Origin of the sequence: Corynebacterium sp. MSK008, assembly GCF_030232585.1 — a bacterium.
GTDB lineage: Bacteria > Actinomycetota > Actinomycetes > Mycobacteriales > Mycobacteriaceae > Corynebacterium.
In genome coordinates this window covers 130,433-151,503 of the sequence record NZ_JASPJX010000002.1, presented here as the reverse complement: position 1 = coordinate 151,503, position 21,071 = coordinate 130,433, and the positions used below count along the sequence as shown (strand labels likewise).

General features: G+C 65.4%; 25 protein-coding genes. 17 read left to right on the top strand and 8 right to left on the bottom strand.

The window, feature by feature from the left end; translation table 11 throughout:
* Positions 1-13: 13 nt before the first annotated feature.
* Entirely contained in the window at positions 14-1,453 is a 1,440-nt protein-coding gene (locus QP996_RS02375; RefSeq protein WP_284871031.1) for a DUF5129 domain-containing protein, read from the bottom strand.
* A gap of 103 nt (positions 1,454-1,556) precedes the next feature.
* On the opposite strand from QP996_RS02375, the gene QP996_RS02370 reads away from it, so the two are divergent.
* From QP996_RS02370 to QP996_RS02355, 4 genes are all read left to right on the top strand, one after another.
* Complete coding sequence (locus QP996_RS02370; RefSeq protein WP_284871030.1) at positions 1,557-2,000, top strand: hypothetical protein; 444 nt, start codon at positions 1,557-1,559, stop codon at positions 1,998-2,000.
* Between the two features lie 156 nt (positions 2,001-2,156).
* Positions 2,157-2,513, top strand: a complete 357-nt coding sequence (locus QP996_RS02365) for a hypothetical protein (protein ID WP_181889375.1) — start codon at positions 2,157-2,159, stop codon at positions 2,511-2,513.
* A gap of 144 nt (positions 2,514-2,657) precedes the next feature.
* Positions 2,658-3,074, top strand: coding sequence for a membrane protein insertase YidC (locus QP996_RS02360; protein ID WP_284871029.1), 417 nt, complete (start codon positions 2,658-2,660; stop codon positions 3,072-3,074).
* A 173-nt stretch (positions 3,075-3,247) separates the two neighbouring features.
* Positions 3,248-3,658, top strand: coding sequence for a hypothetical protein (locus QP996_RS02355; protein WP_284871028.1), 411 nt, complete (start codon positions 3,248-3,250; stop codon positions 3,656-3,658).
* Positions 3,659-3,722: 64 nt separating this feature from the next.
* Here the strand turns inward: QP996_RS02355 and QP996_RS02350 are convergent, their stop codons facing one another.
* Together QP996_RS02350 and QP996_RS02345 are read right to left on the bottom strand one after the other, a co-directional pair.
* The gene (locus QP996_RS02350; RefSeq protein WP_269952756.1) at positions 3,723-4,430 is read right to left on the bottom strand and encodes a hypothetical protein; all 708 of its coding nucleotides are present in this window, start codon (positions 4,428-4,430) and stop codon (positions 3,723-3,725) included.
* A 284-nt stretch (positions 4,431-4,714) separates the two neighbouring features.
* A complete protein-coding gene (locus QP996_RS02345) occupies positions 4,715-5,944 on the bottom strand; it encodes a dicarboxylate/amino acid:cation symporter (RefSeq protein WP_284871027.1) in 1,230 nt (409 codons plus the stop codon).
* An 87-nt stretch (positions 5,945-6,031) separates the two neighbouring features.
* Between QP996_RS02345 and QP996_RS02340 the strand changes: the two genes are divergently transcribed.
* The 13 genes from QP996_RS02340 (at position 6,032) to QP996_RS02280 (ending at position 17,346) form a co-directional block, all read left to right on the top strand.
* Positions 6,032-6,481, top strand: coding sequence for an SdpI family protein (locus QP996_RS02340; RefSeq protein WP_284871026.1), 450 nt, complete (start codon positions 6,032-6,034; stop codon positions 6,479-6,481).
* A gap of 6 nt (positions 6,482-6,487) precedes the next feature.
* Positions 6,488-6,697, top strand: coding sequence for a winged helix-turn-helix domain-containing protein (locus tag QP996_RS02335; protein ID WP_284871025.1), 210 nt, complete (start codon positions 6,488-6,490; stop codon positions 6,695-6,697).
* A gap of 184 nt (positions 6,698-6,881) precedes the next feature.
* Positions 6,882-8,384 (top strand): anthranilate synthase component 1, encoded by a 1,503-nt coding sequence (locus QP996_RS02330; RefSeq protein WP_284871024.1) that lies wholly within the window; start codon positions 6,882-6,884, stop codon positions 8,382-8,384.
* A complete protein-coding gene (locus tag QP996_RS02325; protein WP_284871023.1) occupies positions 8,381-8,992 on the top strand; it encodes a glutamine amidotransferase-related protein in 612 nt (203 codons plus the stop codon). The genes QP996_RS02330 and QP996_RS02325 overlap by 4 nt, the downstream gene beginning before the upstream one ends.
* A complete protein-coding gene (gene trpD / locus QP996_RS02320) occupies positions 8,985-10,004 on the top strand; it encodes an anthranilate phosphoribosyltransferase (RefSeq protein ID WP_284871022.1) in 1,020 nt (339 codons plus the stop codon). Before QP996_RS02325 ends, trpD begins: the two co-directional genes overlap by 8 nt.
* Positions 9,928-11,358: a bifunctional indole-3-glycerol-phosphate synthase TrpC/phosphoribosylanthranilate isomerase TrpF gene (gene trpCF / locus QP996_RS02315; protein WP_502870096.1), complete on the top strand. Its 1,431-nt coding sequence runs from the start codon at positions 9,928-9,930 to the stop codon at positions 11,356-11,358. The genes trpD and trpCF overlap by 77 nt, the downstream gene beginning before the upstream one ends.
* 11 nt (positions 11,359-11,369) lie before the next feature.
* Positions 11,370-12,566 (top strand): tryptophan synthase subunit beta, encoded by a 1,197-nt coding sequence (trpB, locus tag QP996_RS02310; RefSeq protein WP_284871020.1) that lies wholly within the window; start codon positions 11,370-11,372, stop codon positions 12,564-12,566.
* Complete coding sequence (trpA, locus tag QP996_RS02305; RefSeq protein ID WP_284871019.1) at positions 12,567-13,382, top strand: tryptophan synthase subunit alpha; 816 nt, start codon at positions 12,567-12,569, stop codon at positions 13,380-13,382.
* Entirely contained in the window at positions 13,379-13,744 is a 366-nt protein-coding gene (locus tag QP996_RS02300; protein WP_194559906.1) for a Rieske (2Fe-2S) protein, read from the top strand. Before trpA ends, QP996_RS02300 begins: the two co-directional genes overlap by 4 nt.
* Positions 13,745-14,686: a bile acid:sodium symporter family protein gene (locus QP996_RS02295; RefSeq protein WP_284871018.1), complete on the top strand. Its 942-nt coding sequence runs from the start codon at positions 13,745-13,747 to the stop codon at positions 14,684-14,686.
* Positions 14,687-14,695: 9 nt separating this feature from the next.
* Positions 14,696-14,998 (top strand): hypothetical protein, encoded by a 303-nt coding sequence (locus QP996_RS02290; protein ID WP_063937066.1) that lies wholly within the window; start codon positions 14,696-14,698, stop codon positions 14,996-14,998.
* Between the two features lie 62 nt (positions 14,999-15,060).
* The gene (locus QP996_RS02285; protein ID WP_284871017.1) at positions 15,061-15,672 is read left to right on the top strand and encodes a hypothetical protein; all 612 of its coding nucleotides are present in this window, start codon (positions 15,061-15,063) and stop codon (positions 15,670-15,672) included.
* A 411-nt stretch (positions 15,673-16,083) separates the two neighbouring features.
* Entirely contained in the window at positions 16,084-17,346 is a 1,263-nt protein-coding gene (locus QP996_RS02280) for an HNH endonuclease signature motif containing protein (RefSeq protein WP_284871016.1), read from the top strand.
* Between the two features lie 3 nt (positions 17,347-17,349).
* On the opposite strand, the gene QP996_RS02275 is transcribed toward QP996_RS02280, so the two are convergent.
* From QP996_RS02275 to QP996_RS02255, 5 genes are all read right to left on the bottom strand, one after another.
* Positions 17,350-17,790, bottom strand: a complete 441-nt coding sequence (locus QP996_RS02275; RefSeq protein WP_284871015.1) for a hypothetical protein — start codon at positions 17,788-17,790, stop codon at positions 17,350-17,352.
* A gap of 178 nt (positions 17,791-17,968) precedes the next feature.
* Complete coding sequence (locus QP996_RS02270) at positions 17,969-18,316, bottom strand: branched-chain amino acid transporter permease (RefSeq protein WP_284871014.1); 348 nt, start codon at positions 18,314-18,316, stop codon at positions 17,969-17,971.
* Positions 18,313-19,023, bottom strand: coding sequence for an AzlC family ABC transporter permease (locus QP996_RS02265; protein ID WP_284871013.1), 711 nt, complete (start codon positions 19,021-19,023; stop codon positions 18,313-18,315). Before QP996_RS02265 ends, QP996_RS02270 begins: the two co-directional genes overlap by 4 nt.
* On the bottom strand, positions 19,023-19,628 hold the full coding sequence (locus QP996_RS02260) for a YqgE/AlgH family protein (RefSeq protein WP_284871012.1): 606 nt from the start codon (positions 19,626-19,628) through the stop codon (positions 19,023-19,025). The genes QP996_RS02265 and QP996_RS02260 overlap by 1 nt, the downstream gene beginning before the upstream one ends.
* A complete protein-coding gene (locus QP996_RS02255) occupies positions 19,621-21,042 on the bottom strand; it encodes a CCA tRNA nucleotidyltransferase (RefSeq protein ID WP_502870099.1) in 1,422 nt (473 codons plus the stop codon). Before QP996_RS02255 ends, QP996_RS02260 begins: the two co-directional genes overlap by 8 nt.
* Positions 21,043-21,071: the final 29 nt, after the last annotated feature.

The following is a 21,071-nucleotide window of genomic DNA, read 5'->3' as shown; positions in this document are numbered from 1 at the left end:
GCAAATCACACCTTTAGAAGCTGGAGCTGCCACCTCCGGCGCTAAATCCCGAGGACGACACGGAGCTGCTGCTCGAGGATGCCGCCTGATCCGCCTTCACGTTGGACTCGTGCCAGGCCTGCATGTGCACGTACGGGACGTACCCGCCGTACCAGAACCCGGATTCGTACACCGCCGGCGCGGTGAGCTTCTCGCGCTCCTTGACGTCGCTGAACTGCTTCTTCTTCACCTGGTCCAGGATCACGCGGTAATCGCCGAGCACGCGCACGAAGTCGTCCACGTAGGTGGGGGAGGAGGGGTTGGCATCCAGCGCCTCGATGCGCTGCATCAAATAGTCCAGCTCCTGGCGCAGCCCGCTATCCTTCACATCGCTGCGGGCGCGCAGCACGTCCTCGCGGATGGTGCTCAGGTCCGCTCGGCGCGCGGCCGGATCGCCGTGCTCGACGCCGAAGAGGCGGTCGATGTTGTCCTCGGCGTTGGAGACGTGGTCCACGGACTCGGCGGCGTCGGCAAGCTGCCTGCGGTGCTTGTACACGTCCTTGTCGTCGTCCATGTTGATCGAGCTCAGCCCCTGCGCGCCGTGCACCATCTCGTTCATGCCCAGGAAGCGGTCGCGCACTTCGGCCCACTGGCGGCGCAGCGTCTCGTCCGCGAACGCCGAGGAAAGCGAGTTCGCCCGCACGTCCACCTCGTCCAGGCGGCCCGCGAGGCGGGTGTACTCGTGGGTGACAAGCTCGTAGTCCTCGCGGGCTTTCGCAATTGCCTTACGACGATTGCTCCGCACCGCCACCACACCCGCACCAACCGCGGTGGCAGCGCCGAACCCGCCCATGCCGGCGCCGACGATCGCCCCGCCGCGGTCGTTTTTCGCGTTGCTGAACTTCCGGTCCGAAAGCCCGTCCGCGTCCATGGCCAAGTTCGCCGTGCGGAACAGGCCGGAGGGAATGTTGCCTTCCTCCACGCCGGGTTTCATGGCATCCAGCAGGGATTCGCGATACGAGTCGTCGTTAAGCATGAGCTCTTGCGTGACATCGTCGCCGCCGTAAATGAACGCCTGGCGCGGATCCAGGCCAACGCCCACAATGAGCACGCCGTCGGCGGGGCGGCCGTTTTCGCCCTTGGACTGGTCGATCAGCTCGGGGTACTGCGAGCGCAGGAGCTCCTCAACGTCGTCGAGGATGTTCTCGTGGTTGGTTTCGAACACCATGTAATGGAAATCCGTGACCACATCGGCGGCGTTGATGTTGGCGGTATCGCGCTGGAGACGCTGCTCGTCCTCGGGGGTGAGGACGTCCTGCGGGTCGTCGATAGTCGCACTCGGCGCGCCCGCGGCCTGGACGGTGAAGTGGTCGCGCTCCGGGGCATCGATGGCGTTGTAGACGGCACCCGCGCCACCAAGGCCCACAAGTGCGGCAACGCCAAAGACTGCAGCAATCTCTTTCATCATTCCCATGTGTTCAGGGTAACCCCGTGTAACGCAATGTGACTGGTGGGCGATACGCTCTTTACACGTGTCAGATCACTGGCAGGTACCCGATTTACTTAAGGAGATTGCCATGAAGCGCATCGCCACCGCTGCAGTCGCAGCAACCCTGTCCCTGTCCGCACTGTCCGCTCCGGCCTTCGCGGCCGACGCCGACACCACCCCGGCCAAGGAGAACCAGGGCAGCTCCGCCCAGGCTGAAGGCGACCAGGCTGGCGAGAAGGTCGGCTCCTCCGAGGTGTACAAGAAGTGCAAGGACGAGAAGAAGGCCACCGCTGGCAAGGCCACCACCGGCAAGGACGGCGACAAGGCCGAGCCGGGCAAGGAGAAGGGCTCCAACAACGCCACCGGTGAGTGCATCCAGCAGCTCATCGACAACCCGGACACCAAGCCCGGCATCCTGGGCCTGCTGATCGGCGTCCCGGTTGCCCTCATCGCCCTGATCGGCGCAGCAGCAGCGTTCTCCGGCGCTATCCCGGGCTTCTCCCTCCCGGCCCTGCCGGGCCTGCCGATGTAATTCGGCTCGCCTGAGCTTCTTACGGTCCGCTCCCATCGTGGGGCGGGCCGTTTGTCATATCTCGGTTTGGACACATTCTGCTGAGTTGCCCTGCAGCACTTCATGGATACGTGTTCTTCTTGCTCAAGGTAACCCAACCAACACAAGGAGAACCCCATGAAGCGCATCGCCATCGCGACTCTCGCAGCAACCATGCCCCTGTCTGTCCTGGCCTCGCCGGCACATGCGGCGGAGGACGAGAAGACGTCGTCTGAGGTCTACCAGCACTGCCGTGGTCTGGTGGGCTCCGCTAATGAGAAGGAGAAGGAAGAACTGCGACAGAACGGCGGCTCCTCCAATCCGGACGCCGTGTGCATCAAGAGCATGCTCAACAGCCCGAACTACCGCGGCGGTGTCATCGCTGTCTTGGTCGGTGTCCCGCTCGCCCTTGTGGCGCTACTTGGCGCAGCATCCGCGGCTTCAGGCATGGTCCCGGGCGTTTCCCTCCCGAATATGCCGAAGCTGCCGGTATAGGGGCCCTTCTGTCTGTCCCGTCCCTGCTGGGGTGGTGCCCCTTTTTGTCTCATTTTGAAAACGATTCGCCGAATCGGTTGAAAGCGTCTTTTAGACATGTGTTAACTCTTTGACAGGTAACCAAACCTACACAAGGAGAACACTATGAAGCGCATCACGTCCGCTGCTCTCGCAGCAACCATGTCCGTGTCCGTCCTCGCTGCACCGGCGTTCGCCGCTGAAGGCGACGAGAAGATGGGTTCCTCCGAGTGGTACCAGAAGTGCCTTAAGGAGCAGAAAGAGATCCAGCAGGAGATCGACAAAGCCCGAACTCCAGAAGAGAAGGAGCGTCTCGAGAAGGCATTTGACAAAGTCTACGAAGAAGCGGGCATCGGCAGCTCCACCGATTCCGGTGTCTGCATCAAGGGCCTGACCCACGAGGACAGCGAGTATCGCTCCTCCGCCCTGGGCGTCCTGATCGGCGTGCCGCTCGCCCTCGTCGCTCTGCTCGGCGCGGCAGCGGCGTTCTCCGGCTCCATCCCGGGCGTTTCCCTCCCGGCGATCCCGGGCCTGCCGATGTAAATCGCGCTTCCAAATAACCCGGTTCCTGCAGCGCAGGGACCGGGTTATTGTTCTGCTACGAAGCAGTACGTCAGTTCCCCCTCCGCTCACAAGCGTTTCGCAGACAGGCTCCGTAGAAAGCTTGTGATCCGGGCGAGACACCCCGGGATGAATCCGACACGAGAAGGAGAATCATGTCTGCAAACACTCGTATTGCCGCATCGGCCACCGCACTCGTGCTGGCTGCCGCCGGCCTCACCGCCTGCAACGACAGCGACGGCGACACGGACACCACCGCGGTGAACCCGTCCGGTGCCGTGTCCTCCGAGGACCCGGTGTCCGGCGGTTCCTCCGCGGGCGGCTCCTCCGCGGGTGGCTCGGTGTCTGACGGTTCCGCGGGCGGCTCCATGTCCGGCGGCTCCATGTCCGGCGGCTCCATGTCCGGCGGCTCTTCCGCAGGCGGCTCCGCATCCGGCGACACCGGCCTGGGCGGCGTCGAGATGACCGATTCGCCGCTCGGCGGCGCCGAGGTCTCCGACTCCCCGTTGGGCGGGGCAGAGGCTCCGGAGCAGGTTGATCCGCTGAGCCCGCAGATGACGCCGTAAGCGCGGCACCCTAAAAGGCACCGGCCCGGAGTTTCCCTTCCTCCGCGCCGGTGCCTTTTCGCTGCTAGAACGGCTCCTGCACCGCGCGGGTGATCACCACGGCGTCGGCGTCAATGCGTTCGTGCAACTGCCTATCGACGTCCTCCGGTCCATCCGACGTCAACAACCACCCCGCCCACGCCTCCTTGCCGGGGGAGAAGTACCCGTCGCCCTTGCCGATGATGTTCAGCGTGGCATCGCGAAGCCACAGGGGACCGACCAGCGCCGCGTGCTCCGTGCCCTCGAGCGGGGCCACGTATGGCTGGTAGGCGACGGCGTTGAGGTCGGCCACGGTGTCGTCGAAAAGCTTCTGCGCAAGCAGCATGTGCTCGGGTGAGCCGAGGTAGACGATGGTGGTCAGCGACAAGGTGCCGTGCGGCTCGTCGCGGAGTGTGAGGTCGGTCAGGCCGCCGAGGCTGGCGGGGAGGTGCGTCGGCGCGTCGTGGTCCTCGAAGAAGAATTTCTCGAAGGCGTTGTCACGGTTGGTGGTGGCAAAGTCCACGAGCGCGTTGAGCTCGTACAGCCGCATCTGCTCCGGGGCGGGGAGGTTGTCGTAGGCCGCCTGGCAGCGCAGGTCCCAGAGGGTGAATTCGTCCTCGATGGGGTGCGGGCGAGGGGAGACCGCCGAGATGACAGCGCCACTCGTTTCGATGCGCTCGCGGTAGAGCTCGTACGCCTCCTCGAGGTCGCGCTCGTGGGCCACGAAGTGGGTGGTGACGATCTCGAAGGGCATGCGCAAGAGGGTAGTCGATTGCGTCGGGCGCGGGGCAGTGCGGGAGCTGGCAATGTTTCACGTGAAACCTATTGGGCCTCACTTTCTACAGTGACGCGCTCACTTTTACAGTGAGAGCCCATTTTTCCCTCTCTTTTTACAGTGACGCCCTCTGTTTTTACAGTGACGCCGTCTCTTTTTACAGTGAGGACCCTCCCAATACAGTGACAGCCCATTGTTTCACGTGAAACACGGGCAAAAGAAAACCGCCCCGGAGGGCGGTTCAGCGCGGGAGCAGGGGACTGCTACACGGCGGTGGAGCCGGTGGCGGCGACCGAAGGCTCGTCGATAGGCGACTGCTTGTGAAGCTTGCCCGACGCGAACTTGTTCACGATCAGTGCGACCGCGCCGTCGCCGGTGACGTTGGCGGCGGTGCCGAAGGAGTCGACGACGATGTAGGACGCGATCATGAGCGAGAGCATCGAATCGTCGAAGCAGAGGTTGGACTGCAGCAGGCCCGCGGCCGCCATGATGGCGCCGCCCGGCACGCCCGGGGCCGCGATCATCATGATGCCCAGCAGGAGGATGAAGCCGAAGATCTGACCGCCCGAGATGTCCAGGCTGGCCATGTAGACGATGGACAGCGCGTAGAGCATGATCTTCATCATCGAGCCGGACAGCTGGATCGTCGCGCACAGCGGGACCACGAAGCCGGCGACGTCCTCGTCCACGTTGTTCTTCAGCGTGGACTCGTAGGTGACCGGGATGGTCGCCGCCGAGGATGAGGTGCCCAGCGCGGTGAAGTATGCCGGCAGCATGTTCTTCAGTGCCTTGAACGGGTTCACGCCCGCAACCACACCGGCCACGAGATACTGCAGCAGCACGATGACCAGGGTCATGACCACGGACAGCAACAGCACCACACCCATGGCGGCCATGGTGTCGCCGAAGTTCTCGTTCATGCCCAGGCCCAGGAAGGTGCCGAAGATGTACAGCGGAAGCAGCGGGATCACGAAGGTGACCACGACCTTGAGCACGACGTCGTTGAGCTCCTGCAGCACGTTGTAGAGGTTGTCGGACTTCACCGCCGTCATGGCCAGGCCCACCACGAACGCGAGCAGCAGCGCGGACATAATCGCCAGCGGCGGCGGCATCTCAACAGTGAAGTAGGGGGTCAGGCCGCCCTCCTCCGGGTCCGCGACGTTGGTGATCAGGTCCTTGCCCGACAACAGCTTCGGGTACAGCGCGCTACCGGTGCCCCAGGCGATCAGGCCGGAGATGACGGTGGAACCGAACGCCACGCCCGCGGTGATGCCCAGCCACTTGCCGGCGCCGCGGCCCAGGCCCGCGATGGCGGGAGCGATGAGCGCGAAGATCAGCACCGGCACGAAGAAGCCGAGGAAGTTGGAGAACAGGCCGTTGAAGGTGATAAAGACACGGGCGAGCCAGTCCGGGAAGAACAGGCTGCAAAGGAACCCGAGAATGATGGCGACAACTACCCAGAAGAGTAGCGACCCTAAGAGCTTACTTTTCATGTGTCCAGAGTAGCCGGTAATTATACAGCACAGTGCATTTTCGGGCGCTTTTCTTTCGCTTCTGCCACCGCCGTATGCTTGGAAGCCATGAGCCCGTTTGAAAATATGAGCACCCTCAACGTCGTTGTCGGCATCATCTTCATCCTGCTGACCCTGCTTCTGCTCATCCCCGGCGCGCTCGCCGCCGCAGGCAATCTGCCGGGCAACAAGTGGTTCGGCCTCCACGTCCCGGCGGTGCGCAAGGACCGCGCGATTTGGGACCAGGCACACAAGGTCGCCGGCCCGTTCTGGGTGTTGGCGGCGGTGGCGCTGGCGTTCGGCGCGGCGTTTTCCTTCATCGCCTCCGGGTGGATGTGGTTGCTGCCGGCGGTGGCGCTGGTGGCGGCCATCGTGGCGGCGTCGCTGGGCGGCAATTTCGGCGCGCGTGCGGCCGCGGCCGTGGAGCAGGCCCGGGAGAAGCAGGCGGAGGAGCCCAAGCCCGCAGTGAACATCGATGCTTTACGACGAGCCGCCGGCCACGCCGACGACCAGAAGTAGGTGCCCGTGACCTGGCAAGAAGCGATTCTGACCATCCTGCGCGAGGCGGGGGAGCCGATGGCGTACAAAGACATCGCCGCCGAGATCGTCCGCCGCGGCTTAGTGGACGCCCCGCACACTAACCCGGAGATTGCCACCCACGCCGCCATTACCGGCCTCAAGGTGGACGGCCTGGTCGCCTCCGCCCCGCGCGGAAAGTACTCTCTTCCTGAATAAAATTCCCGGCGGAATACCGGTTCCGCTATAGTTGTCCCTTGTGACGTACATGACTTCTCTGAACTGGTGGTGGCTCGCCTAACTGGCGCGCCCCCTTCGAAGTCACGGCCCGCCAGCTTGCACCCCAAGCGCCGCGGGCCTTTTTCACCCTCGGTGCAATGAATACGACAGAACCGAGGACCACATGCAATACACCCACCGCGAGGTGCGCTACCACGAGGACGTGGCCAGCCTCTTCGCCCACATCGGCGGACTTGACGCAGACGATTCCGTGCTGCTCGAGTCCGCCGACATCACCACCCGCAACGGCCTGCAGTCCGTGGCGGTGCTGCGCGCGTCGGTGCGCGTGACCTGCACCGGCAGCCGCGTAGAGGTTCAGCCTCTCTCCCCGTCCGGCGAGGTCATCGCCGCAAACCTGGGCTTGGAGGACTACCGGGTGGGGGAGGGCGTCTACGAGTTCCCCGCCTCTCACGCCGCGGACGAGCGCGAGCGCCTCACCGCGCCGTCCTCCGCCGACGTGCTGCGCGCGCTGACCACCCGCGCCGGCTACGGCAACGAGGACTTCCCGTTCCTCGCCGGCGGCTTCGCTTACGACTACCTCGATTCCTTCGAGCAGCTGCCGGGTGTGGCAGACGGCCTGAACACCTACCCGGACTTCCAGTTCGTCCTCGCGGAGGTGCTGCTTCGCGTCAACCACGAAACGTCCACGGCCTACCTCGCCGGGGTGGACGCCGCGGGGGAGGGCATCGATCTGGAACCGCTCGCTCAGCGGATGGAGGAGGTCGTGCCGGATTATGCGCCGTTGGCGGGGGTGGCGCAACCGCTCGTCGCCAAGGCATCGGCGTCAGATGCGGACTTCCGAGCGCAGGTGGAGGGGCTGAAAGAGCACATCGCGAACGGGGACATCTACCAGGTGGTGCCGGCGCGCGCATTCACCGCGGAGTGCACGGACGCGTTCGGGGCGTACCGCCGGCTGCGCGAGTCCAACCCCTCGCCGTACATGTTCTACCTGCGCGGACCCGGCTACGAGCTGTTCGGCGCCTCACCGGAATCCAACCTGAAGTTCGACCACACAACGCGCCAGGTGGAGCTGTACCCGATCGCAGGCACCCGCCCGCGCGGGCTCAATCCGGACGGGACGGTCAACCACGAACTGGACACCCGCATGGAGCTTGAGCTGCGCACCGACGCCAAGGAGGTCGCCGAGCACACCATGCTGGTGGACCTGGCCCGCAACGACATGGCCCGCGTGGCCGAGCCGCGCACCCGCCGCGTCCGCGAGCTTCTGCAGGTGGACCGCTACTCCCGCGTGATGCACCTGGTCAGCCGCGTCACCGCGACGCTGGCTTCGGACCTGGACGCGCTGGACGCCTACCGCGCCTGCATGAACATGGGCACGCTCACCGGCGCCCCGAAGCTGCGCGCGACCGAGCTGCTGCGCGGGGTGGAGGGCACGCGCCGCGGCTCCTACGGCGGGGCGGTGGGCTACCTGCACGGCAGCGGCGACTTCGACACCTGCATTGTCATCCGCTCCGCGTTTGTGGCCGACGGCGTGGCCACGGTGCAGGCTGGCGCGGGCGTAGTGCGCGATTCCATCCCGCAGACGGAGGCGGACGAGACCCTGCACAAGGCCTACGCGGTGCTCCAGGCACTCGCCGCGGGCCGCGAACTGGAGGTGCGCAAGTGATCGTTTTGCTGGATAACCAGGACTCTTTCGTTTACAACCTCGTCGACGCGCTCGCCGGCTTCGACACCGTGGTCTACCGCAACACCGTCTCCGCCGACACGGTGCTCGGCGCGGACCCGGAGCTCATCGTGCTCTCGCCCGGCCCCGGCTACCCCGCGGACGCCGGCTGCATGATGGAGGTCATCGAGCGCGCCCAGGGCCGCATCCCCATCCTCGGCATTTGCCTGGGTTACCAGGCGCTCATCGAGCACTTCGGCGGCCGCGTCCAACCGTGCGGCCCCGAGCACGGCACCTCGGTGCCCATGCAGCTGACTCAACCGCACTCGCTTTTCGACGGCCTCACGGTCGGCGGCGCCCCCGGCCAACCCGGCCTGGATGTGCCTGTTGCCCGCTACCACTCCCTGGGCGCGACCGAGGCGCCTGAAGGGATCACACCGCTGGCCTGGACGGACACGGCGATCGGTGACGTGATCATGGCCGCCGAGACCGAGGACGGCTACTCCATCGGCTTCCAATTCCACCCCGAATCCATCCTCACCCCCGCAGGGCCCCAGCTTTTGGAGCGCTGCGTGGAACACCTGCTGCAGAAAGGACGCGGCAATGGCTGACCACGTAGAGATCTTCCGCCGCTTCATCAACAACCCCGCCCCGACCTTGGACGACGCGGTTGAGGCGTTCACCCCGCTGACCGTCGGCGACTACGACGACGTCCACATCGCGGCGCTACTTGCCACCATCCGCACCCGCGGCGAGACCTTCGCCGACATCGCGGGCGCGGCCAAGGCGTTCCTCGCGGCGGGCCGCCCGTTCCCGGTGACGGGGGAGGGGATCATGGACACCGCGGGCACCGGCGGCGACGGCGCGAACACCATCAACATCACCACCGCCGCCTCCCTCGTCGCGGCCGCCGGCGGGGTGAAGATGATCAAGTGCGGCAATCGCTCGGTCTCCTCCAAGTCCGGCTCGGCCGACGTGCTGGAGGCGCTCAACATCCCGCTGGACCTGGACCCGGACCGCGCGGTGCGCCAGTTCGAGTCCTCGAACTTCACCTTCCTGTTCGCCCCGGCGTACAATCCTGCTATCGCCTTCGTGCAGCCGGTGCGCAAGAAACTCGGTGTGAGCACGCTTTTTAACACGATGGGCCCATTATTGAGTCCCGCACGACCAGAATTCCAAATTATGGGTATCGCAAATCCTGGGTTGGGACCAACTATTGCGGCGACCATGAAAATCCTCGGTCGATCCCGCGCGCTTGTGGTCCACGGCGCCGGCACCGACGAGATTGCGGTCCACGGCGACACCCTCGTCTGGGAGCTCAACGACGGCGAGATTTCGCACTATACGGTGGCGCCGGCGGAGCTTGGCGTCGATAAGCATACGCTCGAGGACCTCCGCGGGGGCGACGGCGAGGAGAACGCCGCCGCCATGCGCGCGACGTTCGCGGGGGAGGGGCCGGCCGCGCACCGCGACGCCGTTGCCGTGAACGCCGGCGCGATGTTCTACCTCTACGGCATGGCGGGCTCGCTCGCCGAGGGCACCGCGCATGCGAAGCAATTGCTTGCCGACGGCTCCGTCGCCCAGTGGCTGCGCACCCACGAGGAGGCGGACTACAGTGGCTAAGATTTTGACCGAAATTGTGGCGAACCGTAAACGTCACATTGACGCAATACGCGAGCGAGTGGGTCACGTTAGTTTCGACACGTTACGTTATTCCGAGCGCTCCCTCTACGACGCCCTGGCCGCCCCCGGGGCCTCCTACATCATGGAGTGCAAGTCCGCCTCACCCTCGCTCGGCACCATCCGCGAGGACTACAAGCCGGGGGAGATCGCGAGCGTGTACTCGCGCTACGCCTCCGCGATCTCCGTGCTGTGCGAGCCCGACTACTTCGGCGGGGACTACGACCACCTCGCCACCGTCGCCGCCACCACGCACCTTCCGGTGCTGTGCAAGGACTTCATCATCGACGAGGTGCAGATCTACGCGGCCCGCTACTTCGGCGCCGACGCGGTGCTGCTGATGCTGTCGGTGCTGTCCGACGAGGAGTACGCGCACCTCGCCTCGGTTGCCGAGTCGCTGCGCATGGACGTGCTCACCGAGGTCATCGACGAAGACGAGGCCGCGAGGGCCGCCCGGTTGGGCGCAAAGATCTTCGGCGTGAACCACCGCAACCTCCACGACCTTTCCATCGACCTGGACCGCTCCGCGCGCCTGGCCGCGCTCGCGCCGGACGGGGCAGTGGTGGTGGCCGAGTCCGGCATCCGCGACGCCGCGACCGTCCGCCGGCTCGGCGGGCACTCCGACGGTTTCCTCGTCGGCTCGCAGCTGACCTCCCAGCCGGACGTCGACCGCGCCTGCCGCGAACTGGTCTACGGTCCGAACAAGGTCTGCGGCCTGCGCTTGGCATCCGCGGCCCAGGCGGCGAAGGCGGCCGGCGCGGTGTACGGCGGGCTGATCTTCGAAGAGGCCTCCCCGCGCAATGTTTCACGTGAAATGGCCGCAAAGATCATCGCGGCGGAGCCGGGCCTGGACTACGTGGCGGTGTCGCGCCGCACCGAAGGCTACGGCGAGCTGGTCCAGCCCGGCATCACCGCCGTGCAGGTCCACGCCCCGTACCAGGGCTCGCTCGAGGCGGAGCGCGCGTTAATCGAGCACGTCCGCGGCGAGGTCGATGTCGAGGTGTGGCGCGCCGTCGACATGACTGGGCCTAATGATGCGGCGGGGGTGGCGGAGCTCGTCGATAAGCTAGTGCTCGATTCGGGTGCCGGCGGGACGGGGGAGCGGTTCGACTGGTCCCGCATCCCCACCACCGACGCGCTGCTCGCCGGCGGACTGACGCCCGACAACCTCACCGACGCCCTGCGCACCGGCTGCGCCGGCCTCGACCTCAACTCCGGCTTCGAAGACCCCCGCGGACACAAGGATGCCGCCGCCTTGGCGCAAGGCTTCGCCACCATCCGCGACTTCCACAATTAAGGACTGACACAATGACCCTGCTCCCTGCGTACTATGGCGAGTTCGGCGGACAGTTCGTCCCCGAATCGCTGATCCCGGCGCTCGACCAGCTCGAGCAAGCCTTCGTCGACGCGTTCAACGACGACGCGTTCATGGCCGAGTACCGCGGACTGCTCCGCGACTACCTCGGCCGACCCACCCCACTCACCGAGTGCCGCAACCTGCCGCTTGAGGGCAACGCGCGCATCTTCCTCAAGCGCGAGGACCTCGTCCACGGTGGCGCGCACAAGACCAACCAGGTGATCGGCCAGGCGCTGCTGGCCAAGCAGATGGGCAAGACCCGCATCATCGCGGAGACCGGCGCCGGCCAGCACGGCACCGCCACCGCACTCGCCTGTGCGCTGCTCGGCCTGGAGTGCGTGATCTACATGGGCAAGACAGATATGGAGCGCCAAGCACCGAACGTGTACCGCATGCGTCTGATGGGCGCGGAGGTCGTCGGTGTGGAGTCCGGCGCGGGCACCCTGAAGGACGCGGTGAACGAGGCGCTGCGTGACTGGACCGCCACCTTCCACGAGTCCCACTACCTCCTCGGCACGGCGGCCGGGCCGCACCCGTTCCCGAAGATCGTCAAGGAATTCCACCGCGTGATCTCCACCGAAGCCCGCGCCCAGATCCTCGAGCGCACCGACCGGTTGCCGGACGTAGTGGTCGCCTGCGTCGGCGGCGGATCCAACGCGATCGGCACCTTCGCGGACTTCATCGACGACGAAGGCGTCGAGCTCATCGGCGCCGAGCCCGGGGGAGAGGGCTTCGGCCTCGGCGCCCACGGTGCCGCCATCGCCCAGGGCACGACCGGCCTGCTTCACGGCACGTACTCGTACCTGATGTGCGACGGCGACGGCCAGGTTGAGGAGTCCTACTCCATCTCCGCCGGCCTGGACTACCCGGGTGTGGGCCCGGAGCACGCCCACCTGGCCAAGTCCGGCCGCGCGAAGTACGTCCCCGTCACCGACGACGAGGCCCTCGACGCCTTCCAGGCCCTATCCCGCCACGAGGGCATCATCCCCGCACTCGAGTCCTCCCACGCCCTCGGCTATGCACTGAAGCGCGCCGCCGAGCACCCATCCGACAAAGAGCCCCTGCACATCCTGGTCGCCCTGTCCGGCCGCGGCGACAAAGACATCGCCCACGTGCGAGCTTCGCTCGCAGATAGAGAGGAAAAGTAAATGAGCCGCTACGAGAAACTCTTCGCTGCCGGCAAAGGCGCGTTCGTGCCCTTCATCATGCTCTCGGACCCCAACCCGCAGGACGCGGTGGAGATCGTCTCCGCCGTCGTCGACGCGGGCGCAGACGCCGTGGAGCTCGGCGTGCCGTTCTCCGACCCCGTCGCGGACGGCCCCGCTATCCAGGGTGCGCATGTGAGGGCGTTGGCGGGCGGAGCGACCGTCGATAAGGCGCTCGCCCAAATTCGCACCATCCGCGAACGTTACCCGGACTTGCCGATTGGCATGCTGGTGTACGGCAACGTCGCGCACGCGCGCGGCCTCGAGCGGTTCTACGGCGAGTTCAAGGAGGCGGGTGCGGACAGCATTTTGCTTCCCGACGTCCCCGTGCGCGAGTCCGCCCCCTTCAGCGCAGCCGCCACCGCGGCCGGCATCGACCCGATCTACATCGCCCCGGCGAAGGCCTCGGAGGCCACGCTCGAGGCGGTGGCGGCGAACTCCCGCGGCTACATCTACGCCATCTCGCGCGACGGGGTGACCGGTGCGGACAAGGAGGCGACGGTGGAGGGCCTGCGTGAGGTCGTGGACAATGTGCAGAAGTTCGGCGGCGCACCGGTGCTGCTGGGCTTCGGCATCTCGAAGCCGGAGCACGTGCGCGACGCGATCGCAGCGGGGGCCGCGGGCGCCATCACCGGCTCGGCGATCACCAACATCATCGACAAGCACATCGACGGCAACCGCGTGACCGACATGGACGCGCTGAAAGCCGAGCTGACCGAGTACGTCGCGGCCATGAAGGGCGCTACGATCGCATCATGACCTGTTCACGACGCATGTTCCTGCTCGGCACCGCAACCACGTTTGCCGGTGCATTCCTCGCCGCCTGCGGAGAGGCGGCCCCCGAAGAAGTTGCCAAGACCGACGTGCCCGTCGGCTCCGCGGTGATCCTGGACAAGTTCATCATCGCCCAGCCCACCGCCGGCACCTACGTGGCGTACTCCAGCGTGTGCCCGCACCAGCAGAAGAAGATCACCAAGGTTGAGGGCGACACCGTCAAGTGCACCGCCCACGGCTCGGTGTTCAGCATCGCCGACGGCGCCCGCGTCTCCGGCCCGGCCGTGACCGGCATGCGCGAGGTCCCCGTGACCGACGCCGGCGACAAAGTCTCCGTTTCCGAGTAGATGAAGAAGCTCGACCCGCTTCTCGTCGGCATCGTTGTCGCGGCGGCACTCGCGTTCGTGCTGCCCGCCCAGGGCGCGTTCGCGGACGGGTTCGCCGTCGCGGTGAAGCTGGGCATCGCGCTGCTGTTCTTCCTCTACGGCGCGCGCCTGTCTACCCAGGAGGCACTGAAGGGCCTAACCAACTGGCGCCTTCACGCGCTGATCCTGGCGTTCACGTTTGTGATCTATCCGGTGATCGGCCTCCTCGCGCGCCCGACGGTGGCGTTCATGTCCGAGGACCTGTACCAGGGCCTGCTGTTCATGTCGCTGGTGCCGTCCACCGTCCAGTCTTCGGTGGCGCTCACCGGGGTGGCGCGCGGCAACGTCTCGGGCGCGGTCGTGGCGGCGTCGGTGTCCTCGCTCGTCGGCGTTGTGGCCACGCCGGTTCTTGTGATGTGGCTGATGGGCGCCGGCGACGGGGTATCCGTGGACGCCTCGGTGTTCGGCGATATCGCCCTGCAACTGCTCCTGCCGTTCATCCTGGGCCAGCTCGCGCACAACTTCGTCCCGCGGGTGGGGGAGCTGGCCAAGTCGAAGGCGACCAAGATCGTTGACCGCGGCTCCATCTGGATGGTGGTCTACTCCGCGTTCTCCCGCGGCGTCGTTTCCGGCGTCTGGTCCAACGTCTCCGCGTGGGAGATCGTGTTCCTCACGGTGTTCTCGTGCGTGCTGGTCGTCGCTATGCTGTGGCTCACCCGCGTCCTCTCGGAGGCGCTGCGCTTCCCACGTGAGGACCGCGTCGCCATCCAAATGTGCGGCACCCAGAAGTCGCTCGCGACCGGCCTGCCCATGGCCACCGTCATCTTCGGCGGCGCCTCGCTGGGCGTCCTGATCATCCCGCTGATGATCTACCACATGTGCCAACTGGTCATCTGCTCCGCGTATGCCTCCCGAACTTCCTAGGAGTTTCACGTGAAACATTTCGTCCGCATCCACTACAACGTCCCCGAGCTCGGCGGCGAGCTGCTCAACATCGCCGAACTCGAGGAAATCTCCGCCCACGAGTGCACCATGGTCCGCATGATCGAGCTCGATCCCGCCGAAACCATCACCGGCATCTACGTCGACGGCCGCGTCATCGGCCAGGCGAACCAGCCCATGGGCACCGTCCCACACCCGCGCACCTACGACTCCATGGAGGGCATCACCGCCACCCACCTCAGCGAGGAGGAGTTCGAGGGCCTTTGGTCCGAGGCGCAAGCAAAGTTGCAATAGCTTATCGACGTCCCTCCGGCTTTCCACGCCCGCCCCACCCGGCGGGCGTTTATTCTTGGCCCATGGACGGATTCTTCGACACCATCATTGAGTTGCTCCTGCGGTACATTGGCCAGCCGATCCTGTTTGTCATGGAGAAGTACGTCGGACTCTTCGAGAGCATCTTCGGCCCTCGAGGCTTCATGCTTGCATTTGCTTTGCCGATCGCGGCCGGGTTCGCCCTCATCTTCGCCCTGAAGCCTGGCCAGGCCTTCATCTGGTTCCGCCGCGACCTCATCGACGGCATGGCCGTGGCCGTCCGGATCCGCTACAACCCCAACTGGCGCAGTGAGGGCTCCGACCGCAGAGATACCTACGACTGGCGCCACAACTCAGTCATCATCGAAGTTCCGACCCCCAGCGGACCCCGCCGCTACATCGACAAGCCAGTGGAACAGAAGAATCTCGCGCCGAAGATTCGCCGGCAGGTATACAAGCGCGCACTCCACGAAATTCGCTACAGCCTGAACGTCAGCGACACCGTGGAGGCGCGCAACATTAACCAGGCGATCCACGAGGACTACTACGACTTCCCGCTCCGCGATCCGGTCCCCGTCAGACTCATTCCGCCAAAACAGGAGGAAGGGCGCATCTGGTTCCGGGTGGCTGAACAGAACAGTTTGAAAGGCCAATAGTTGGTGGGCACCCAGTTGTCCGCAATGTGGAGTTGTGGGGGACAAGGTCTGCCCATCGGAGGGTAAGCCGACACTCCCGACAGCGGGGAGCAAGTGGGGTAACAACAGCCAACATCCCCAGCAAGGGGCACCTATCACGCACCTCCTTTTCGTTGGCACATCTCAATAGTTGGTGGTCACCCAGTTGTCCGCAATGCGGAGTTGCGGAGCGGGGTGAGGGGCGGGCATGGGCGGAGCTGACGTCGATAAGCAATAGCCAATAGTTGGTGAGTCCCCACTTCTCCGCAATGCGGAGTTGCGGACAAGTTATAGCAATCGGTATAAACCACGTTTCCGCAGGTCAAAGGAATGTCGGGAGCGAGTTTTATAATGTCCGCAATCGAACTCGCATTCGCCTCAAGGGGGCCCGAAATGACCGCCGCAGTTGCCACAGAACCCAACCCCATCGCCGTCGCATTAAGCCAGCAAATCGAAGACACGCACCGCGCAATGACGCAGAGCAAAGCGGAGCTGTTGTCCGCAATTCAAACGTTCGATGAACTCGCACTTGCTATCGAATGTGGCTCATCGACCACCGCGCACTTCCTCATGCGCCGCCTGGGCGTGTCATCCTCAACCGCGCACGAGTACGTCAGCGTCGCGCACCGTCTACGGCCCTTCCTTTACCTGCACAAACACTTCACCGAGGGTGCGCTAAGCTACTCGGTGGTGCGGCTGCTGCTGAAGTACATGACGCCCGAGAACGAGCGTGAACTGGTAGATCTCGCCCTCGGGATGGGTTATCACGAGCTCGAATGCGCGCTGGCGGGGAAGAAGCCGCAGGACGGGGAGGGCGAGGACAGCCCGCAGTACTACCTGAGCCTGCACAAGCGCGACAACGGCGATATCGCGTTCCACGGCAATATGAATGCAGCGGACGGCGCCGGGTTCATCGCAGCGTTGAAGATCGGCGAGATCGCGTACTGCAACCTCGGCGAGGTGCTCGAGGACCTGGACCCTGAGGTCAACGGCGAAATCAACATCGCCCTCGAGCGAGCCGAGGAGGTGGAGGAGAACCGCCCCGCGCGGAAGACAGTCTCCGGCTACGGGCTGCCGATCGGTCGGATGCTGCTGCGGGCGCTCATGGGCATCGTCCACATGGCGCGCACGACGCCGCGAAACACGCTGACCACGCCGGGGGCGCACGTGAACATTCTGGCCACATCGGACGGTCGCGGGTATATGCCCAACAACGTGGGTGCGCCGTCGAAAGCCATTGCAAGCTTGCTAGCAAATGCGGACATACGCCTATCGACGGTCAACTCCGACGGCCTCATCCTCAACACCGGACGCAAACAGCGCCTGGCAACGAACGGACAAGTCAACGCGCTGCTGGCGATGTGGGGAGGGCAGTGCGCGGCACCGGGGTGCACGCACACGCGATTCATCGAGATCCACCACATCGAGGACTGGGCCACCGGGGGCCTAACCGACTTGGAGAACCTCTTGCCGCTGTGCTCCGCCTGCCACTCCCTGGTTACGGAGGGGTATCTGCAGACGTTGAAGGAGCGATCAGACATCCACTTCGTCTACCGCGACGGGACGCGCTTCGTGTCCACGAACTACTCCCTGCCGCAGCGCAACGACACCATGCGGACCATGGAGGAGTGCAACTGGTCCTTCAACGACCAGTGAGGCTTAAAAGAACTGCTCAACGGCCGGCACACCCGGGACACCCGGGATCTTGCCCGCTGCGGCCGCGGCGGCACCAACGAGTGCCAAGACGCCTGCGGCGATGCCGGTGCCGACGAGGATGTCGTAGGTGGTGCCGAGCTTGTAGCCGCGTGCAGCATCATTCTTCAGCGAGGAGGTAGCGCTCTTCGGCACCAGGTTCTTCTCGGAGGAGCTCTTGTACGGACCGGAGTAGCCGGTGCCCGGATTCAGTTCTTCGCGGACCCTTGCCTGGGCTTTGTAGCCAGCGAGGTAGGCATCAGTGACGTCGGACGCCTTCTTCGGCTTCACTGCCTTCTCAAAGTTCTCCAGCGTGTCGTTCAACCTGTCCTCTTCAGCCTGTGCCGGTACGGCCGCCAAAGACAGGGCAGTGGTGGCGGCCAAAGCAGCTGCGGTGATGCGCTTCATTGGAAACTCCTTTGTGCGAATCTGACGTTAAATAGCCCGGAACCGGACTCGCGACAGTAAAACACAGGTTTCCGCAGGTATTCAAGCCTTTCTGGAGATGTAACGTCTCCACCTTCCGTGACGATATACATAGCCCCTGGAACGCGAAAACTCCCCTCCCGAGCAGGGGAGAGGAAGACTAGAAAACGACGTTGACCAACAGCATGTACAGGGCGGTGCCGGCGAAGATCGAGAGGTCGGCGCGGCGCTTCCACCAGTGCAGCAGCAGGGTGGCCACCAGGGCGATGAGCGCGGATGCGAGGTGGGCGGGGGAGCCGGCGTGGCCGACGAGGGTGTAGGCGACAAGCACTGTCATCACGCCGACGGGCATGAGCACGGCGAGGAAGTCGATGAACGGGCTGCCCTTGAGCACCCGCAGCATGGAGAAGGGGAGTGCGCGCAGCAGCACGGTGACGATGCCGACGGGGATGAGCACTGCGGCCACCATGGGCAGCGAGACGCCGTCGGGGAGGCCGTAGTTACTCATGGCAGCCGCCAGGTCAGCTTGTCGTCAATGCGCGGGGCCCAGAAGCGCAGGAGGAGGACGAGGAAGTAGGACACGAGCGCCACGATGATCACCTGGCCCGGCAGCACCACGGCAGCGCCCAGAGCGAGGCCACCTGCGATAAGTGGCGCGGACAGGTCACGGCTGGCCTGGAACGCCTCGAACGCCAGCACGGCAAAGAGGGCGGTCAGCGCGAAGTCGAAGCCCTCGACGCCTTCGGGGATAACGGCGCCGGCGAGGGCACCGATGATGCCGGAGGCGATCCACACGATCTGGCACACAACGGTGATCGTCAGCAGGCGCGCGCCTGAGGGGCGGCCGCGCAGGGTGGAGGTGATGGCGTAGACCTCGTCGGTAAGCGCGTAGGTGGCGTACGCGGACGGCACACCGCTGCAGATGGAGGAGCGCGGGTACGTCAGCCCGTAGAACATGTGGCGGAAGTTCACCATGAACCCCGTGATCGCGGACGAAACGGGGCCGACGCCGGTAAGCACCATGTCGATGGCCAGAAACTCCATCGACCCTGCGTAAATCACGGTGGAGAAAATTGGGGTCCACCACCACGCGAAGCCGGATTGGGTCATCAGCAGGCCGAACGCCAGCCCGAGCGGCACCAACCCGAGTGCGACCAGCCAGGTGTCGCGAAGTCCCAGCCGAATCTCCGCCGATGTTTCACGTGAAACAGCCACTAGTTGTCCTCGAGGTTCGCGGGGAAGGTGGCGAACAGGGGCAAGGGCATTGCTTGTCGACGCATCACGTCACCCCAAAGATCCGCACCCGCGGAAGCAACGACGTCGCTGGGCAGGGCGGGGGTGACAAACCAGTCGCCGCGCAGGATCTCGTCGTCGAGCTGGCCCGGCGCCCACTCAGCGTAGCCGGCGAAGATGCGGACGCCATCGAGCTCAGGGGCAAGCTCGACGGGGGAGGCGTTCAGATCCACGAGCACGAGGCGGTTGGCCAGGCGGTTGAGGTAGGGGTTATCGGGCGCGCCGGCCGCGGTCACGCCAAGGCCCACCGCGGACTCGGGGCTGACCGGCCCGCCGATGTGCACGGCCTGCGGCTTGGCGGCCAACTCGGCCCAGCCCGCGTCCATCACGTTGGCGACGGCAACCTCGCTGCGGCGGTTCAGCACCACGCCGAGGGTGTGGTCCGCGTCGTGCTCCAGCACGAGCACCACGGTGCGGGCGAACTCGGGAGAGAACATGCCGGGCGCGGAAACAAGAAGCATGCCCGGTTCCGGTTCGACCCGCTCCAGTGCGTTGAACAGGCGGTCTGCGTAGAAATACTCAGGCATTTTCCTTCTCCCACCAGGCTTTCAGCTCGGCGACGGCCTCGTCGTGGTCCAGCTCGCCGCGCTCCAGGCGCAGCTCCTTGAGATACTTCCACGCCTTGCCCACCTCCGGGCCGGGTTCAAGCCCCAGGATCTGCATGATTTCGTTGCCGTCCAGGTCCGGGCGCACGCGCGCGAGGTCCTCCTTGGCGGCGATGTCCGCGATGCGCTCCTCCAGGTGATCGTAGGTGCGCTGCAGGCGCGCGGCCTTCTTGGCGTTGCGGGTGGTGGAGTCGGCGCGGACGAGTTTGTGCAGCTTGGGCAGTAGTTCGCCGGCGTCGGTGACGTAGCGGCGCACCGCGGAGTCGGTCCACTGGCCCTCGCCGAAGCCGTGGAAACGCATGTGCAGGAACACGAGCTGGCCCACATCGGAGATAACGTGCTTCGGGTACTTCAGGGCCTTCAGGCGCTTGCGGGTCATCTTCGCACCGACTACTTCGTGGTGGTGGAAGGTCACGCCGCCGCCCTCCTTGGGTGCGCGGGTGGCAGGTTTGCCGATGTCGTGCATCAGCGCCGCCCAGCGCAGTTTCAGGTCCGGGCCTTCGTCCTCGAGTTCGGTGGCCTGGCGCAGCACGGTCAGGGAGTGGCGGTAGACGTCCTTGTGCTGCATGTGCTCGTCGGTCTCCAGCTGCAGCGCCGGAATCTCGGGCAGGATGTAGCCGGCCAGACCGGTGGACACCAGCAGATCGATGCCCTCCCAGGGGCGTGCGCCAAGCATGAGTTTGTCCAGCTCAGCCTGGACGCGCTCGGCGGTGATGCGCTCGATCTCACCCGCCATGTCGCACATCGCATCGAACACCCGGTCCGCCACGGTAAAGCCCAGCTGGGAGACGAAGCGGGCGGCGCGCAGCATTCGCAGGGGATCGTCGCGGAACGACACCTCGGGCTCTTGCGGGGTGTCCAGGACCTGCTCCACAAGGTCGCCCAACCCGTCGACGGGGTCGTGGAAGGTGGGGGAGAGGCGGAGCTCGTCGTTAAGCGAAAGCTCAATGGCCATCGCATTGCACGCGAAGTCGCGGCGGATGAGGTCGCCCTCGAGCGTGTCGCCGAAGGTGACCTCAGGGTTGCGGGTCACGCCGTCGTAGAGGTCGGAGCGGAAGGTGGTGATCTCCACGGTTTCGCCGCGGCGGATGGCGGAGACGGTGCCGAACTCGATGCCGGTGTCCCACACTTTCTCGCCCCACTCGTCCAGGATCTCCTGGATCACCTCGGGGCGCGCGGAGGTGGTGAAGTCGAGGTCGTGCACCCCGCGGCCGAGCATCGCGTCGCGCACCGAGCCGCCGACCATATATAAGGTCTCGCCGCGGCAAGCGAACAGTTGCGCGAGCGGCTCGAGCAGAGCAGCATGCTTGGCCACGACATCCTGCGCCCTGGCCATCAGCGCAGGGGCAGCAAGCGGGTCGGTCG